Source organism: Pseudonocardia sp. Ae717_Ps2 (assembly GCF_001932475.1).
In the GTDB taxonomy this organism is placed as follows: Bacteria; Actinomycetota; Actinomycetes; order Mycobacteriales; family Pseudonocardiaceae; genus Pseudonocardia.
In genome coordinates, this window is record NZ_MCIS01000001.1 from 5423048 (window position 1) to 5438560 (window position 15513).

Here is a 15513-nt window from a genome sequence, read left to right on the forward strand (position 1 = left end):
GTCAGGCCCGCCGTTCGGCGGCGAACCGGGCGTACCAGCGCAGCACGTCGGGGTCGTCGACCGAGGCGATGTTCGCCGCCTTCTCCAGCGGACGCCCGGCCATCAGCTTCTTGACCGGCACCTCCAGCCGCTTGCCGGACAGGGTGTGCGGCACCGCGGGCGCCTCGACGATCTCGTCGGGCACGTGCCGGGGGGTCAACCGGGTCCGCAGCGTGGTCACGATCCTCGCCCGGAGGTCGTCGTCGAGCGGATGCCCCGCGGCGGGGACGACGAACAGGCCCAGCCAGTACCCGTCGTCGGGGAGGTCCACGCCGACGACGAGGGCCTCGGTGACCTCCTCCATCGTCTCCAGGACGTCGTAGAAGTCGCCGGTGCCCAGGCGCACGCCCTGGCGGTTGAGGGTGGAGTCCGAGCGGCCGTGGATGGAGACGCTGCCGTCGCCGTGCACGGTCACCCAGTCACCGTGGCGCCAGACGCCGGGCCAGGTGTCGAAGTAGGAGTCGGTGTAGCGGCGCGCGTCGGGGTCGTTCCACAGGTGCACCGGCATGGACGGCATCGGCTGGGTGACCACCAGGTCCCCGACCTCGTCGACGACCGGGTTCCCGTCGTCGTCCCAGGCGGCGCAGTCGACCCCGGCCAGGCGCCCGCCGATCCGCCCGGCCCGCACCGGGGAGTACTCGTTCGCCCCGACGAAGGAGCCGGAGATGTCGGTACCGCCACTGGTGGAGTCGACCCGCAGGTCCGGCGAGACGTGGGAGTACAGCCAGTCGTAGCCAGCGGGCGGCAGCGCCGAGCCGCTGACCATGACGTGCCGCACCCGGGACAGGTCGTGGTCGGCGCGCGGGGAGACGCCGCTGTTCGCCGTCGCGGTGACCACCGCCGCCCCCAGGAGGACGACGTCGGCGCCGGTCCGGGCGGCGACCTCCCAGACCGCGCCCGGCGGGTGGCCGGGGCTGCCCTCGTAGAGCACGATCGACGCGCCCTGGCTGAGCGCGCCGAGCTGCATGTTCCACAGCGCCCAGCCGGTGGAGGTGTAGGTGAACATCCGCTCGCCCGCACGCAGCCCGCAGTACAGCCCGGACCACTTGAGCCCTTCGAGGGTGATGCCGCCGTGGCCGTGGACCAGCCCCTTGGGCAGGCCGGTGGTGCCGGAGGTGAACAGCACCCACAGCGGGTGCGAGAACTCCACCTGCGCGAACTCCGGCTCCGCGTCGACGGCCAGCAGCTCCGCCCACGGCGTGGTGCCGTCCGGGGCGGGCCGGTCGACCGCGTGGCCGACGTGCACGACGTGCCGCACGCTCGGCAGGTTCTCCCGCAGCCGGGCGACGACGTCGCCGCGGTCGACGACCGTGCCGTTCCAGTGGTAGCCGTCGGCGGCGATCAGGACGGTCGGTTCGAGCTGGGCGAGCCGGCCGATGGTGCCCTCGGCGCCGAAGTCGGGCGAGCAGCAGGACCACACCGCGCCGACCGCGGCCGCGGCGAGCAGGCCGATCACCGCGTGCTCGGTGTTGGACAGGTAGGCGCAGACCCGGTCCCCGGGCTCGACGCCGGCGCGGCGCAGCCAGGCCGCAGCGGCGGCGACCGACCGGCGCAGCCGTGACCAGGTGATCTCCCGGGCGGGGGTGCCGCCCTCCTGCACGCACACCAGGGCCGTGTCGTCGTCGCCGCCGTGGCGCAGCACGTGCTCGGCCCAGTTCAGCCGCGCGCCGGTGAACCAGCGGGTGTGCGGCATCGGGTCGGTGGTGCGGACCTGCGTGAACGGCGTGGAGAACGCGACGCCGTAGTGGTCGACGACCGAGCACCAGAACCGGTCCACGTCGGCGACCGACCAGGCGTGCAGGGCGTCGTGGTCGTCGAACGGGCGCCCCTCCCGCTCGGCCAGCCGGTCGAGGTAGGCACGCAGCGCGGACCGCTCGATGCGCTCCGCCGACGGGGTCCAGAGGACGTCGGTCATCGGTGTCTCCTCCGTACGGGCGTCCCGCGTGCCGGCGGGCCCACCCGGGGAGGTGGGCCCGCCGACACGGCGCTGCGCTGCGGTGCTGCGGTGCGGCCCGGGAGCCTCAGGAGGCGAGCACCTTCGGCATGATGTCGTTCTTGATCCGCTTCAGGTCGTCGAGCGTCTTCGCCACCGGCACGTCGGCGAACGGCGGCCAGATCAGCGGCATGGTCATCCCCGCCTCCTTGTACGCCTTGAGTCGGTCGGTGAGCTGCTTCTCCGTCCCCACCAGCAGGTTCGAGGCGACACCGTTGACGGTCTGGTCGACCTCCTCGTCGGTGATGACCGTCCAGATCATCGAGCAGATCTCCAGGTCCTTGGCCCGCTTGGGGCTGCCGATCTCCTCGAACTGCTCGTCGATCGCGGTGATCCACTGGGCGAGGCGCTCGGGCGAGTCCTGGATGCCGATCCAGCCGTCGAGGTCGTACTTGGTGATCCGGCGCGCCGACCGCAGCGGGTCCTTGAGGCCACTCATGAAGATCGGCGGGCGCGGGTCCTGCAGCGGCTTGTGCCCGAAGCCGCAGGCGTCGAAGTCGGCGAACTCGCCGTGGAACTCGTAGTGGTCGGCGCTCTTGTCCCAGATGCCCTGCATGATCTCGATCGACTCGCGCACGTGCTTGTGCCGCTTGGGGAAGATGTGTGCGGCGCTCGCCGCGGCGAACTCCTCGGGCATCCAGCCGGACCCGACACCGACGTTCAGGCGGCCGCCGGAGAGGTGGTCGATGGTCGCCAGCTCCGCGGCGAGAACGCCGGGCGAGCGGAACGGGGTGTCGATGATGCTCATGCCGATGCGGACCTTGGTGGTCTTCGCGGCGAGCCACGGGATCAGCGGGTAGCCCTGGAACCACTTGCCGCGCGAGGACACGGGCAGGGCGTTCGGCAGCCCGTCCATCATGCCGAAGGAGTACTGCAGCTCCTGGCGGTCGGACTTCTCGGGGACGACGATCCGGTCGAGCGTCCAGACCGAGTCGAAGTCGAGCTCCTCGGCCAGGGCGGTGAGGTCCTCCAGCTCCTTGACCGTGACCAGGTCACGGAAGTTGGGGAGGTACAGAGCGAGCTTCATGTGATGCTGCCTCCTTGCGGCATGACAGTGTCGCCAACGACGTCGCCGACGATGTCGTCGGTGGCGTCACTGACGGAGAGTGTGACGCGGATCTCGTTCTTGAGAACCTTACCCACGGTCGAGCGCGGGAGATCGCTCCAGATCTCGATCTGCTTGGGGGCCTTCACGGAACCGATGCGCGCCTTGACGAACGCGACCAGCTCCTCGGTGTCGATCTCGGCACCGGGCTGGGGCTGGACCACCGCGGTGACCCGTTCGCCCCACTTCTCGTCGGGCAGGCCGACCACGGCGCAGTCCTGGACGGCGTCGTGCGCCATCAGGGCCTGCTCCACCTCGGCGGAGTACACGTTGAACCCGCCGGAGATGACCATGTCCTTGGCGCGGTCGACGATGTGGAGGAACCCGTCGTCGTCGAGCCGGCCGATGTCGCCGGTGTGGTGCCAGCCGTGCGCCGACACCTCCGCCGTCGCCTCGGGGTTGCGGTAGTAGCCCGCCATGACCAGCGACCCGCGCACGCAGATCTCGCCACGCTCGCCGCGCGGGACCGGCCTGCCCTGCTCGTCGAGGATCGCCACGACGACCAGCGGTGACGGCCGTCCGGCCGAGGCCAGCCGCTCGGTGGCGATGCTCCCGTCGGGACGGCGGTGCTCGGCGGGCGACATCGTCGAGATCATCATGGGCGCCTCGGACTGGCCGAACAGCTGAGCCATCGGCCCGATCCGGTCCAGCGCCTCGGCCAGCCGGGCCACCGACATCGGGGCCGCGCCGTACCAGAAGCACTGCAGCGACGACAGGTCCGTCGTGTCGAGAGCCTCGTGGCCCAGCACCATGTAGATCAGCGTCGGCGGCAGGAACGTGTGCGTGACCCGGTGCGTCTCGATCAGCTCCAGGAACCGGCCGACGTCGGGCTTCGGCATGATCACGACCTCGCCGCCGCGGGCCATCACCGGGAAGCAGAGCACGCCCGCGGCGTGCGTGAGCGGGGCCAGCGCGAGGTAGACCGGGCGCTCGTCGAAGGGGTAGCTCATCAGCGTGATCGCCGACATCGTCTCGACGTTGCGGTCGGTCAGCAGCACGCCCTTGGGACGCCCGGTGGTGCCGCCGGTGCCGACCAGCGCCACGATCTCCTCGGGCGGCGCGGCCTCGGCGGACGCGTCGTCGCGGGCGGCGTCGAGCCAGGCGTCGAAGGCCTGCGCGCGGTCGGTGCCCGTGCCGAGACGGACCAGTGTCCGCAGCTGCGGGAGATCCGGGGCGATCGTGGAGACGAGGTCGTCGAAGGACGGCTGGAAGATCAGCGTGGTGCAGTCGAACAGGTCCAGGAGCTCGGCGGTCTCCCCGGCCGCGTTGCGCGGGTTGATCGGGCACCAGACCGCCCCGGCCCGGGCGATGCCGAACACGCAGGAGAACGCGGTCGGGTCGTTCGCCGACAGGATGCCGACCTTGTCACCGGGGGCGACGCCCGAGCGCCGCAGGGCCCGCGCGACGGCGTGCGAAAGGTCGACGACCTCGCCGTAGGACAGCGAGGTGCCATCGAGCGTCAGGCAGGGCGCGGCGGGGTCCAGCGAGGCGCCCTTGTCGAGATAGAAGGTCAACGACATCGCAGCTCCCCGGACTCGCACCGTTGCGGACAGCGATGACCGTGGCGAGTTTCTGGACAGTTGTCAAGATTCTGGTGCGGGCTGCGACCCGGTCGTGCCCGTCCGACGCGTCGGGACGACGGCCCCGGGGACGACGACGGGCCGGGAGCGCGGTGCGCTCCCGGCCCGTGCGGCGCGGGTGGGGACGGCTGCCCCCGGAGTCAGTTCTGGCCGGTCAGCGCCCCGGCGAGCGGACCCAGCGGGGGCGCCCACTCGCGGATGTCGGCGCGGGCGACGACGCCGGCGGCGGTGAACGGGTCGTTGTCGACGATGCGCTGCACCGCGGCCCGGTCCTCGACCCGGAAGATCAGCAGCCCGCCCGGATCCTCCCCCGGCGCCCAGGCGCCCGCGGCGAGCATCGTGCCGTCCTCGCCGAAGGGGCGCAGGTAGTCCCGGTGCGCGGAGCGGGTGGCGTCCCGCAGCTCGGTGTCGTCGGTGTAGGTGTAGATCAGCGCGAAGGTGGTGGCCACGGTGCGATCGTCGCACGGGCTCGGGGCGGTGCGCCGGGGCCGGCCGGGCTGTGACCGGTCCCGGCGCGCCGCGGTCAGACCTCGATCACGGTGACCGTGGCGGCGGTCCCGTCGACCTCGATCAGCGCGCCGTTCGGGATCCGGCCGGTCGCTTCGGTCGCCGACACGACACACGGGATGCCGAGCTCACGGCTCACGATCGCGGCGTGCGAGAACGGCGCCCCGACGTCGACGACCACCGCGGACGCCGCGACGAACAGCGGCGTCCACGACGGGTCGGTGATGGGCGCGACGAGGATCTCGTCCGGCTCCAGCGCCGAGGGGTCGTTCGGGTCGAGCAGCACCCGCGCCCGACCCCGGGTGACCCCGGTGCAACCGGACACTCCCTGGATGGTCTCCCCGGCGACGGCCGCGGTGTGCGTCCGACCCGAGCGGCGCACCCACTCGCTGGTCGGCGGTGGGTCACCGACCACGACGAACGGCGGCTCGAGGTCGAACATCTCCAGGTAGACGCGCTCGCGCTCGCGGACGGTGGCGGTGAACGAGCCCGGATCGGCGAGGTAGGCGGGCAGCTCCTCGGCGAACAGCATGAAGATCTGCTTCGCCGCGTCCAGGTGACCGGCCTCGGCGCCGCGCCGGCCCAGCTCCAGCGCGGGCAGCCGCAGCTCGTGGATCAGCATCGCGGCCGTGGTGCGGGAACGCTCCCGCCCGCGCAGCCAGAGCGCCGCCGCGTGCAGCGCAGCCTCGAACTGGCCGCCGGCCTCCGCGTCACCGGCCAGCAGCTCCCGCACGGTCGCGGTGGCCTCCTCCCGCTGCCGGACCCGCTCGGCGTTCTTGATCTGCGGGGACTCCTCGTCCGAGACGCCGCGCATCCGGTCGACCGTGTGCAGCGCGAGCTCGGGCCGCAGGCTCCAGGTCAGCGCCCGCAGCTCCCACTCGGCCGGGCCACGGAAGTCCCACTCGCCGAGGAAGGCGTCGAGCCCTGCGACGAACTCCGCGACCCGCGGGTCGCCGGAGGACCGCAGCCGGGCGTCCAGGCCCTCGACACCACCGTCGAACAGCTCCGCGACCGGGCCGGTGCGCGCGAGGCGACTCAGTGTCCACATCCCGTGCGACGGACCCGCGGAGTCGACGTCGCCGATGCCGGCGACCAGGGTCAGGGCCAGCTCCGGGCGCCCGACCGCCGCGGCGATCTGCGAGATGGCCCCGAGACCGACGCCGGACTTGAGGCTGGACTCGATGTGGCGCTGGAACAGGCCACGCAGGACGTCGTTGAACGAGGTGATGCGCTCGGCGAGCGCGGCGTCCGACAACGTCGCGACGTCCGGTCGCTGCGACCGGATGTCCAGCACCGTCCGCCGGTCGGCGTCGTAGGCGGCGAGGTCCTTCGCGAGCAGGACCTCGTTCATCAGCCAGGCGCCGGCCTTCTCCGAGTACGCCGGGTCGTCGTCGAAGTCGCGCTTCTCGCTCTCGTAGCTCGGGATGCCCGGCATGTCGCCGAAGTACTGCAGGTCGACGGCCTCGGCGCCCATCCCCGGCACTCGCACGCCGAACAGGCGCATCAGCGACATGTTGATGTAGAGGTAGCTCCCGAAGGCGGGCAGGACGTTGCGCTCGACCGAGGCGTCGTAGAGGTCGTGGTCCCAGACGCCGCAGGCGACGAAGGCGTCCCGCCAGCCCGGCTCGAGGTTGGCCTGGAAGCCGGTCGAGGCGTTCAGCGGCGAGATCGGGTCGGGAAAGATCTCGCCGACGTTCGCCCGGGAGTAGAGCGGGAAGGTCTTCGACGTGCGGTCGAAGATGGGCCAGTCGGTCACGGAGCTGGTCTCCTCGTCATCGAGGTCCGCACACGGGCGGAGGTCCGGGCACCCGGGCGTCGGCGCGACGCTCGATGTGCGACTTCTCCGTCGCATTCTGGCGAGCGACGGGCGGCGTGTCAACCGTCACTCCGCCGTGCTCGGGCGGCGTCGCCCACGACCTCGGGCGATCTCGACGCGACAGACCGGTCATGTCGAGCGTCGCGCCGTCGGGCGTTGACCTGGCAGGACCCGCACGTCTCGCCCTTCGGGCACCCCGGGTGCGACTCATCCCTCGCATTCCTCGCCGTCGAGGCGGAGACCGCACGCACGCGAGCTCGGTGCGCCGGCCCGGTCGCGGTCCTCCGTTCCGGACTCAGCCGGCGGCGGCCCAGCCGTCCAGCACGGCGAGCGCGGGAAGCAACCGGGCGACGACCTCGGCGTCCGAGGCGCCGTCGTCGGCACCCGCGGTCACGTCGCCGAGCCACACCTCGCCGGTCGCGCCGTCGACGGTCACGACGTCGCCGGGCCCGAACAGCCGGGTCCCATCGGCGGCGTGCACCGCGTCGGTGCCCACGTGCAGCTCCTCCGCCCCGACGACGGCCGGGATGCCCCAGCCGCGCGCGACGACGGCGGCGTGGCTGACCAGCCCACCGGTGCTGGTCAGGATGCCGACGGCGACCGACATGCCGTGCACGTCCTCCGGGCTGGTCTCCGGCCGGACCAGCACGACGTCGCCCTCGGCGTCGGCGGCCGCGTCGGCGCTCAGCACGACGGCTCCGCTGACCCGGCCCGGCGAGGCGCCGAGACCGGTGGTGAGCGCCGCCGGGGTCGACGCGGCCCCGCGGCCCGCGGCGAGCACCTCGGCCCGCGCCCGCTCCCGCACCTGCTCGGGCGCCCGGGCGAGCGCCTCGGCCCGGGACAGCCCGATCGCCGGGTCGTCCACCATCTCCACCGCCGCACGCACCGCGGCGACGGCGCCGCGCTTGCCGACCCGGGTCTGGAGCACCCAGAGCCGCCCGCTCTCGACGGTGAACTCCACGTCGCAGATGTCGCGGTAGTGGCGCTCCAGACGGTCGAGGAGCCCGGTCAGCTCGGCGTGCGCCCGCGGCAGGGACGTCGCCATCCCCGCGATCGGGGTGGTGCGGGCGGTGCCGGCGACGACGTCCTCGCCCTGGGCCCGGAGCAGGAAGTCGCCGTAGGGGACGTTCTCGCCGGTGGACGGGTCGCGGGTGAACACGACACCGGTCCCGGAGGAGTCGTCGCGGTTGCCGAACACCATGGCCTGCACGTTCACCGCGGTGCCGAGGTCGTCCGGGATGCCCTCGCGCTCGCGGTAGGCGCGGGCGCGTGGGCTGTCCCAGCTGCGGAACACCGCCTCGACCGCGGCGCGCAGCTGGGCGCGCGGGTCGGTCGGTACCGGGGTCCCCGCGGCGCCGAGGACCGCGCGGACGCGGTCGACCGCGGCGCGCAGCGCGGCCTCGGTGCGCTCGGCGGGGGCGGGCCCGATCAGGGCGTGGTCGACCCCGAGCACCGTGGTCGCGAACATGGCGAGGAACCGCCGGTAGCTCTCCCAGGCGAACACCGGGTCACCGGAGACCTCGGCGAGGCCCGCCGTGGTGGCCTCGTCGAGCCCCAGGTTGAGGACGGTGTCGAGCATCCCCGGCATGGACCGTGGGGCGCCGCTGCGCACCGCGAGGAGCAGCGGGTCGGCCGGGTCGCCGAAGCGGCGACCCAGGCGTTCCTCCAGGGCGGCCAGCTGGGTGGTGATGGCCTCGTCGAGCCCGGCGGGCCATCCTCCGGCGCGGTGGGCGGCGCACACGGGCAGCCCCAGGGTGAAGCCCGGGGGCACCGGCAGGCCGAGCACCGAGGTCATCTCGGCGAGCCCGGCGCCCTTGCCACCGAGCAGGTCGGCCAGCTCGCGCGGGGGCCGCTCGTGCGGGTGGTCGAAGGCGAACACGGCGGTGGACGCCGCGGTGGCCGTGCTGGTCATCGTCGTCCTCACGGTCTGCGGTGCGGCTCAGTGGCCGTCGGCGGCGCCGCGCTCGCGGCCCAGCGTGCTCATCAGGTCCTGGTGGAGCTCCATCCACACGTCGTGGTAGCTCTCCCGCAGCGGCGCGGCGAACGCCGTCGTCTCGCCGCCGTCGACCCGCTCCCAGGCCGCGGCGAGGTCGCGCGGGTAGCGGCCGAACCGCGGCAGCACCCCCGCGAGCTCGGCGGTCACCTCGACCGCACGCGGGTGCAGGGCACCGAGCTCGTCGACGACACCACGGTCGTAGGCGGGGTCGGAGTGGTCGTTCGGGGTGCCGTCGGGACGGACCTGCCAGCGCGAGCAGATCTCCTTGAACGGCTGGTTGAGCTCCAGGAACCGCGCCTCCGCCCGCTCCACGGCCGCGCGCGCCCCGGACGCGTCCAGCTCGGCGGCCAGCAACCGGGCGTGCTCGGTGCGGCCCTCGGCGGTGAGCGTCCAGCCCGCGACGCGTCCGGTGCGCTCCTTCACCCGGCCGGCCTCCGCGGCCGCGGCGAGGGCGGCGTCGACGGTCACGTGGTCGAGCTCCGTCCGGCGGGCGATCACCGGGGCGGCGACGAAGCCGGACAGTCGCAGCGTGTGCAGGACGAGCAGGTCGGGCGACGTGGTGGTGTCGGCGGTCACGGCGCTTCCTCCGGTTCGTGGTGACGACGGTGTCAAAACGGTGTCGACGGGGTCATGGTGGGGTTCAGGCGGACCGGCTGTGCAGCCCCGGCCCGGTGGCCGGGAGGAGCAGGTGCGGGGTCTCGTTGATGCTGCGCAGCTGGCGGACGCCCCCGCTCGAGGCGAGCAACCTGCTGAACGAGGTGTAGTCGAGCTGGACGAACATGCTGCGTCGGCGACCGAGCAGACGGGACAGGAACGCGTTGATCACACCGCCGTGGCAGACGACGGCGACCCGCTGCCCGGGGTTCGCCGCGATGACGTCCTCGAACGCGGCGAGCACGCGCTGCTCGAAGGCCTCCGGGTCGAACCGGTGCTCGCCCCAGACGCCGGACTCGAGCGCCCGCCACTGGGCGGCCCGGTCGGTGCCACTGAGCTCCACGGGCACGTAGGTGTGCGCGCCGCGGTCGAACTCGGCGAGCCGGTCGTCGACGGCGACCGGCAGCCCGGTGCGCTCGGCGAGCGGGTGTGCCGTCTGCAGCGCTCGGCGCATCGGGCTGGACACGATGCGGTCGGGGGTCAGCCCGGCCGCCCCGGTCAGCAGTGCGGCCAGCAGGTCCGCCTGGTGGCGGCCCTCCTCGGTGAGACCGGGGTCGGCGCCGGCGACGTGCCCCTGCACGGTCTCCGGACGCCCGTGCCGGACGACGATCAGCTCCACGGTCTGCTCCCGGCGGGCTCCGGGACGAGCGACGCGCGCAGCTCGCCCATCCTGACCTTCCCGGCGTCGCTGCGCGGCAGGGACTCGACGAGACGGACCTCGCGGGGGGTCTTGAACCCGGCGAGGCGGGCGCGGCAGTGCGCGACGAGCCGATCGGCGAGCCCCGTCCGGTCGGCGTCGGCGGCGGGCACGACGACGGCGACGACCCGCTCCCCGAACTCCGGGTCGGGCAGCCCGACGACGGCGGCGTCGGCGACCTCCGGGTGCGGGAGCAGCACGTCCTCGACCTCCCGGGGGTACACGTTGACCCCGCCGGTGATGATCGTGTGGCCGCTGCGGCCGTCGAGGTAGAGGTAGCCGTCGGCGTCGACGTGGCCGAGGTCGCCCGCGGTCCCCCAGCCCGGTGTCGCGGCCAGGTCGGCGGCGCCGTCCGGACGTCGCTGCGGCTCGGCGGCACCGGGCCGGGCGAACCACACCGCGCCGACCTCGCCCGGGCCGAGCGGGCGGCCGTCCGCGTCGGCGACGTGCACGGTGCTCCCGGCAGGACGCCCGACCGACCCGGGGCGTTCGCGCCACTCGTGCGGGCCGATGGTGGTGCGCCCGTAGCCCTCCGACGAGCCGTAGTACTCGTGCACGATGGGCCCCCACCAGTCGAGGACCGCACGCTTGGTCTCCGGCGGGCACGGCGCGGCGCCGTGCACCGCGACCCGGTGCGACGACAGGTCGTAGCGGTTCCGGACCTCGTCGGGCAGGCGGAGCAGGCGCACGAACATCGTCGGGACCCACTGGCTGTGGGTGACCCGGTAGCGCTCGATCGCGGCGAGCGCGGCCTCGGGCTCGAAGCGCTCCATGAGCACGACGGTGCCGCCGACCTCCTGGACCGACTGCAGGAAGCCGAGCGGGCCCGCGTGGTAGGCCGGCCCGGCGACGAGCAGCACGTCGGGGGCCTCACCCGGGCCGGTGGGCTCGGTACGGAACCCGAGGCTGCGCATGAGGGCGGCCGAGCGGACCGGTCCGTCGGCCGGGTGACCGCCCGTGGGGGCCACCCGGAAGGGCTTGGGACGGCCGGTGGTGCCCGAGCTCCAGAGGATCCGGCCGCCGGTGGTCTCGGCGTCGCGCGGGAGCCGGGGTGCGGCGGCCACCGCGGCGTCGTGGCCGGTCCAGCCCGACGGCACGTCCGGGCCGATGACCAGCCGGACCGCGGGCACCGGGACGCCCGCGCGGGCCAGCGCGTCGTCCAGCGCCTTCGCGATCCCGGCCCCGCCCGCGACGACGGCGGCGGGGCGGGCGTCCTCGGTCATCGGGACGAGCTCTGCGGCGGACAGGTGCCGGTTGACCGCGGCGAGGTGGAGCCCGCTGCGCCGGGCTGCCCAGAACACCTCGCCCCAGCGGACGTCGTTGCCACAGGCGATCAGCAGGGTGTCGCCCGGGCGCAGGCCGGCCGCGTGCAGGAGACCCGCGAGCCGGGCGCTGCGGTCATCGAGCGCGGCGTAGGTGACCGCGTCACCGCGGCCCGCCACGACGAGGGCGGTCCGGTCGGGCACCGTGACCGCGAACGATGCGGGGTACACGCTTCCTCCGCTCAGTTTTGCAATGTTCGTTCACATTACGACGAGCCGAAGGTACCGCGTGGGGCGTGCCCGGACAAGGTTCGGGCCGGTCCGGACACGCGTCGGCGCCCGGCCATGTGCGACCCGGCAGTCATCGGGTCGACCGGGGTGGGTCAGGACCCGGCGGGCGGACCCTCGTCGAGGATCGGGATGGAGCGGTGCCAGACCTCGGCGACGCCGCGGGCGAGCCGCTGCAGCTCCTCGGGGCGCGGGGCCCGTTCGGCCAGGCCGATGTGCACGTAGGCCATCTGCTCGACGGCCGAGCCGAGCACGTCGGCCAGCAGCCCGAAGTCGGTCTCCGCGATGCGTCCGGCGGCGTGCAGGCGACGCAGCCAGCCCGCGGTCCGTTCGACGAACGACGCGCGCTGGCGCAGCCAGAGCTCGGTGAAGCCCTCGTCGGACCGGATGGCCGCGGCCTCCCGCATGACCCGCAGCAGGTGCCGGTTGCGGGTGTAGGAGACCAGGTAGGCCGAGGTGAGCTCCTCCATCGTCGCCAGGTCCAGGCGGTCGCCGACGGTGCTGCGCCGGCTGGACTCGACGAGCGAGTCCAGGCCCGGCCGCAGCGCCTCCAGGAAGATCTCGTCCTTGCTGGTGAAGTGCCGGTAGAAGTTCCCCTGCGAGACCCCGGCCCGGTAGACGATGTCGGAGATCCGGGTACTGGTGTAGCCGTACTCGGCGAAGCAGTCGGCGGCGGCATCGATGAGCTGCCGGCGGGTCCGCATGCCCCGGGCGTTCTTGCCCCGGACCTGGCGCTGCGGGGCCTCCGGCGCGTCCTGCTGCGCGCTGTCCTGCTCGGCCACCCGACCTCCGGCCCCCTGTCGCGCCGCCCTGTACGCGGGCGCGAATGCGATAGTCGCGTCACTGTACCCACCGGGGCGGAGCCCCGGGCCGTGCGGCGGTCACCCGAGCAGGGAGACGAGCTCCACGTACTCGTCGATCCCGAACCGGCCCAGCTCCCGGCCCAGACCGGACCGACCCAGACCGCCGAAGGGCGCGTCGAGGCCGTCGCGGGTGCGGACGCCGTTGACCTTGACCTGGCCGGCCCGGATGCGACGCCCGACCGCGCGGGCCCGGTCCGGGTCGCCCGACCAGACGCCCGCGGCCAGGCCGTACTCGGTGTCGTTGGCCAGGCGGACCGCGTCGTCGTCGCCGCTGTGGGTGAGCACCGCGAGGACCGGGCCGAACACCTCCTCCCTGGCCAGCGCGGACCCCGGGTCGACGCCGGTGAACACGGTCGGGCGGTGGTAGTGCCCCTCGGGCAGGTCGGGGTCGGGCTCACTGCCGCCGACGAGCAGGCGGGCACCGTCGGCACGCGCCCGGTCGACGTGCCCGCGCACCGACCGCAGCTGCCGTTCGCTCACCAGCGGGCCGAGATCGGTCCCGGCGTCCCAGGGGTCGCCGACCGTCAGCGCCCGGACCGCGGTGACGAGCAGGTCGCAGACCTCGTCGTGCCGGTGTGCGGGCACGAGCAGCCGGGTGAGGGCGTTGCAGGCCTGCCCGGAGTTGAAGAACGCCTGCGCCACGGCCGCAGGCACTGCCCGGTCGAACGGGGCGTCGTCGAGGAGCACGTTGGCCGACTTGCCTCCGAGCTCGAGACAGACCCGGGTGATGCCGGGCGCGGCGAGCTCGGCGACCCGGGCACCGGACGGGCCGCTGCCGGTCAGCGAGACGACCGCGACCCGTGGATCGCGCACCAACGCCTCGCCGACCACCGGCCCCGTGCCGGTGACGAGGTTCAGCACACCCGGCGGGACTCCCGCCTCCTCGGCCAGCCCGACCAGGGCGAACGCGGTCAGGGGCGCCACCTCGCTGGGCTTGAGCACCACGGTGCAGCCCGCGACCAGTGCGGGCCCGACCTTCGCCGCGATCTGGTGCAGGGGCATGTTCCACGGCGTGATGGCGACGACCACCCCGGCCGGCACCCGCAGCACCTCGCCCGCGGCGACCGGCTCGGACCACGGGTGGGACAGCGCCGCGTCGGCGGTCAGGTGCAGCACCCTGGCGGGCACCGCGACCTGCGCGGGCCCGGCCAGGTGGTACGGCATCCCGACCTCGGTGGTGACGACACCGGCCAGGTCGTCGGTGTGCGCGGCGAGCAGGTCCCCGAGGGCGCGGACGATCTCCGCGCGGCGGGCCACCGGGGTGTCGGCCCACGCGGGGCCCGCCGCAACGGCGGCGGTCACGGCGCGCCCCGCGTCCTCGGCGGTGCCCCCGCCGACGTGGGCGACGGTCGCGCCGGTGGCGGGGGACCCGACAGCGATCGGCGCCCCGCCGGCCTCGACCCACTTGCCACCGATGCGGTGGGAGAGCCGGTCGACGACCAGGTGCGCACCCGGCCGGATGCCCGGGGCCGCGGTCATCCCTGCGTCACCCGCACGGGCAGCCGCTTGATCCCGTGGAACCAGTTGGACAGCAGGCGGTCGGGCTCGGCGAGCGGCTCGATCCGGATCCCGCGGGCCAGGACCTGCTCGTAGAAGACCCTGGTCTCCATCCGCGCCAGGTGGGCCCCGAGGCAGTAGTGCGGGCCCGCGCCGAACCCGAGGTGCCGGTTCGGCTTGCGGTCCAGGCGGAACTCCTCCGGTGCGTCGAACACGCGCTCGTCGCGGTTGGCGGCGGCGAACCACAGCACGAGCTTCTCCCCGGCCCGCACGGTCTGCCCGTGCAGCTCGACGTCCTCGGTGGCGGTGCGGCGCATGTGCACCACCGGGGACACCCAGCGGACCATCTCCTCGATGCCCGACCGCAGCAGCGGTGCGCCGCCGACACGCAGCTCGTCCCACCGCCCGTGTTCCGACAGCGCCGCGACCGAGCCGGAGAGCAGGTTGCGGGTGGTCTCGTTCCCGGCGACGGTCAGCACCATGTAGTACGGGTTGAGCCACTCCTGGGTGAGCGGCTCCCCCTTCGGCGTGGCCCGGGTCAGCGTGCTGACGATGTCGTCGGCCGGGCAGGCCCGTCGCTGCTCGGTGAGGTCGGCGTAGTACGCGAACAGCTCGTCGCGCGCCCGCGCCGCCGTCTCCGGGCCCGCGGAGTACTCCGGGTCCTCGCTGGAGGACTCGTTGGTCCAGCGCAGCAGCAGGTCCGCGTCCTCGACCGGCACCCCCAGCATCGGCGCGAACACCAGCAGGGGCAGCCGCGAGGCGATGACCTCGACGAAGTCGAACTCGCCGAGCTCGAGCGCCTCGTCGAGCAGCGCGCCGGTGACCTCCTCGACGCGCGCCGCCAGCCGCTCCACCGCCCGCGGGGTGAAGGTGGAGGTCAGGACCCGGCGGAACGGCACGTGGTCGGGGGCGTCCATGTTGTGGATCTGGCGCGGGCCGTTCCCCTCGGCACGCCGGTCCGGGATCTGGGTGCCCTGGCCGTTGCCGAAACGGTCGGCGTCCTTGGCGACGGCCTCGACGTCGGCGTACCGGGTCACCGACCAGAACCCCTCCCCCTCGCCGGGGCCGGGGTTCCAGTGCAGCGGGGCCCCGTCGCGCAGGACGCGGAACATCTCCGGGTCCCGTCCGGCGGCGAACACGCCCGCGTCGAGCAGGTCGACGCCGCGCACCCCACCGACGGGGCACTCTGTCGAGGCGGCCATGGCGATCTCCATCC

12 protein-coding genes are annotated in these 15513 nt (G+C 73.9%); all 12 read right to left on the minus strand.

Features of this window, described 5'->3' with window-relative positions; genetic code table 11:
- Position 1: 1 nt before the first annotated feature.
- The 12 genes from Ae717Ps2_RS24920 to Ae717Ps2_RS24975 all read right to left on the minus strand — a co-directional run bounded on the left by Ae717Ps2_RS24920 (position 2) and on the right by Ae717Ps2_RS24975 (position 15499).
- On the minus strand, positions 2–1954 hold the full coding sequence (locus Ae717Ps2_RS24920; RefSeq protein WP_075309748.1) for an acetoacetate--CoA ligase: 1953 nt from the start codon (positions 1952–1954) through the stop codon (positions 2–4).
- A 106-nt stretch (positions 1955–2060) separates the two neighbouring features.
- The gene (locus tag Ae717Ps2_RS24925; protein WP_075309746.1) at positions 2061–3059 is read right to left on the minus strand and encodes an LLM class flavin-dependent oxidoreductase; all 999 of its coding nucleotides are present in this window, start codon (positions 3057–3059) and stop codon (positions 2061–2063) included.
- Positions 3056–4657, minus strand: coding sequence for a long-chain fatty acid--CoA ligase (locus Ae717Ps2_RS24930; protein ID WP_075333950.1), 1602 nt, complete (start codon positions 4655–4657; stop codon positions 3056–3058). The genes Ae717Ps2_RS24925 and Ae717Ps2_RS24930 overlap by 4 nt, the downstream gene beginning before the upstream one ends.
- Before the next feature lie 200 nt (positions 4658–4857).
- Entirely contained in the window at positions 4858–5166 is a 309-nt protein-coding gene (locus Ae717Ps2_RS24935; RefSeq protein WP_075333951.1) for a YciI family protein, read from the minus strand.
- Positions 5167–5240: 74 nt separating this feature from the next.
- On the minus strand, positions 5241–6980 hold the full coding sequence (locus Ae717Ps2_RS24940) for a PEP-utilizing enzyme (protein WP_075333952.1): 1740 nt from the start codon (positions 6978–6980) through the stop codon (positions 5241–5243).
- Positions 6981–7335: 355 nt separating this feature from the next.
- Entirely contained in the window at positions 7336–8952 is a 1617-nt protein-coding gene (locus tag Ae717Ps2_RS24945) for a pyruvate, phosphate dikinase (protein ID WP_075309738.1), read from the minus strand.
- A gap of 27 nt (positions 8953–8979) precedes the next feature.
- Positions 8980–9612 (minus strand): hypothetical protein, encoded by a 633-nt coding sequence (locus Ae717Ps2_RS24950; protein WP_020623976.1) that lies wholly within the window; start codon positions 9610–9612, stop codon positions 8980–8982.
- A 64-nt stretch (positions 9613–9676) separates the two neighbouring features.
- Entirely contained in the window at positions 9677–10309 is a 633-nt protein-coding gene (locus Ae717Ps2_RS24955; RefSeq protein ID WP_020623975.1) for a histidine phosphatase family protein, read from the minus strand.
- Positions 10300–11880, minus strand: coding sequence for an AMP-binding protein (locus Ae717Ps2_RS24960; protein WP_075309736.1), 1581 nt, complete (start codon positions 11878–11880; stop codon positions 10300–10302). The genes Ae717Ps2_RS24955 and Ae717Ps2_RS24960 overlap by 10 nt, the downstream gene beginning before the upstream one ends.
- A gap of 152 nt (positions 11881–12032) precedes the next feature.
- Complete coding sequence (locus Ae717Ps2_RS24965) at positions 12033–12719, minus strand: TetR/AcrR family transcriptional regulator (protein WP_020627127.1); 687 nt, start codon at positions 12717–12719, stop codon at positions 12033–12035.
- A gap of 99 nt (positions 12720–12818) precedes the next feature.
- Positions 12819–14279 carry an aldehyde dehydrogenase family protein gene (locus Ae717Ps2_RS24970; RefSeq protein ID WP_083695341.1) on the minus strand — a complete coding sequence of 487 codons (1461 nt, stop codon included), beginning with the start codon at positions 14277–14279 and terminating at the stop codon, positions 12819–12821.
- Positions 14276–15499 (minus strand): cytochrome P450, encoded by a 1224-nt coding sequence (locus tag Ae717Ps2_RS24975; protein WP_075312699.1) that lies wholly within the window; start codon positions 15497–15499, stop codon positions 14276–14278. Before Ae717Ps2_RS24975 ends, Ae717Ps2_RS24970 begins: the two co-directional genes overlap by 4 nt.
- Between the last annotated feature and the right edge of the window lie 14 nt (positions 15500–15513).

Bases quoted from the DNA above. Each gene is read 5' to 3' on its own strand.
- Ae717Ps2_RS24920 (WP_075309748.1), bottom strand. From the start codon at position 1,954: ATGACCGACGTCCTCTGGACCCCGTCGGCGGAGCGCATCGAGCGGTCC.
- Ae717Ps2_RS24925 (WP_075309746.1), bottom strand. From the start codon at position 3,059: ATGAAGCTCGCTCTGTACCTCCCCAACTTCCGTGACCTGGTCACGGTC.
- Ae717Ps2_RS24930 (WP_075333950.1), bottom strand. From the start codon at position 4,657: ATGTCGTTGACCTTCTATCTCGACAAGGGCGCCTCGCTGGACCCCGCC.
- Ae717Ps2_RS24945 (WP_075309738.1), bottom strand. From the start codon at position 8,952: ATGACCAGCACGGCCACCGCGGCGTCCACCGCCGTGTTCGCCTTCGAC.
- Ae717Ps2_RS24970 (WP_083695341.1), bottom strand. From the start codon at position 14,279: ATGACCGCGGCCCCGGGCATCCGGCCGGGTGCGCACCTGGTCGTCGAC.
- Ae717Ps2_RS24975 (WP_075312699.1), bottom strand. From the start codon at position 15,499: ATGGCCGCCTCGACAGAGTGCCCCGTCGGTGGGGTGCGCGGCGTCGAC.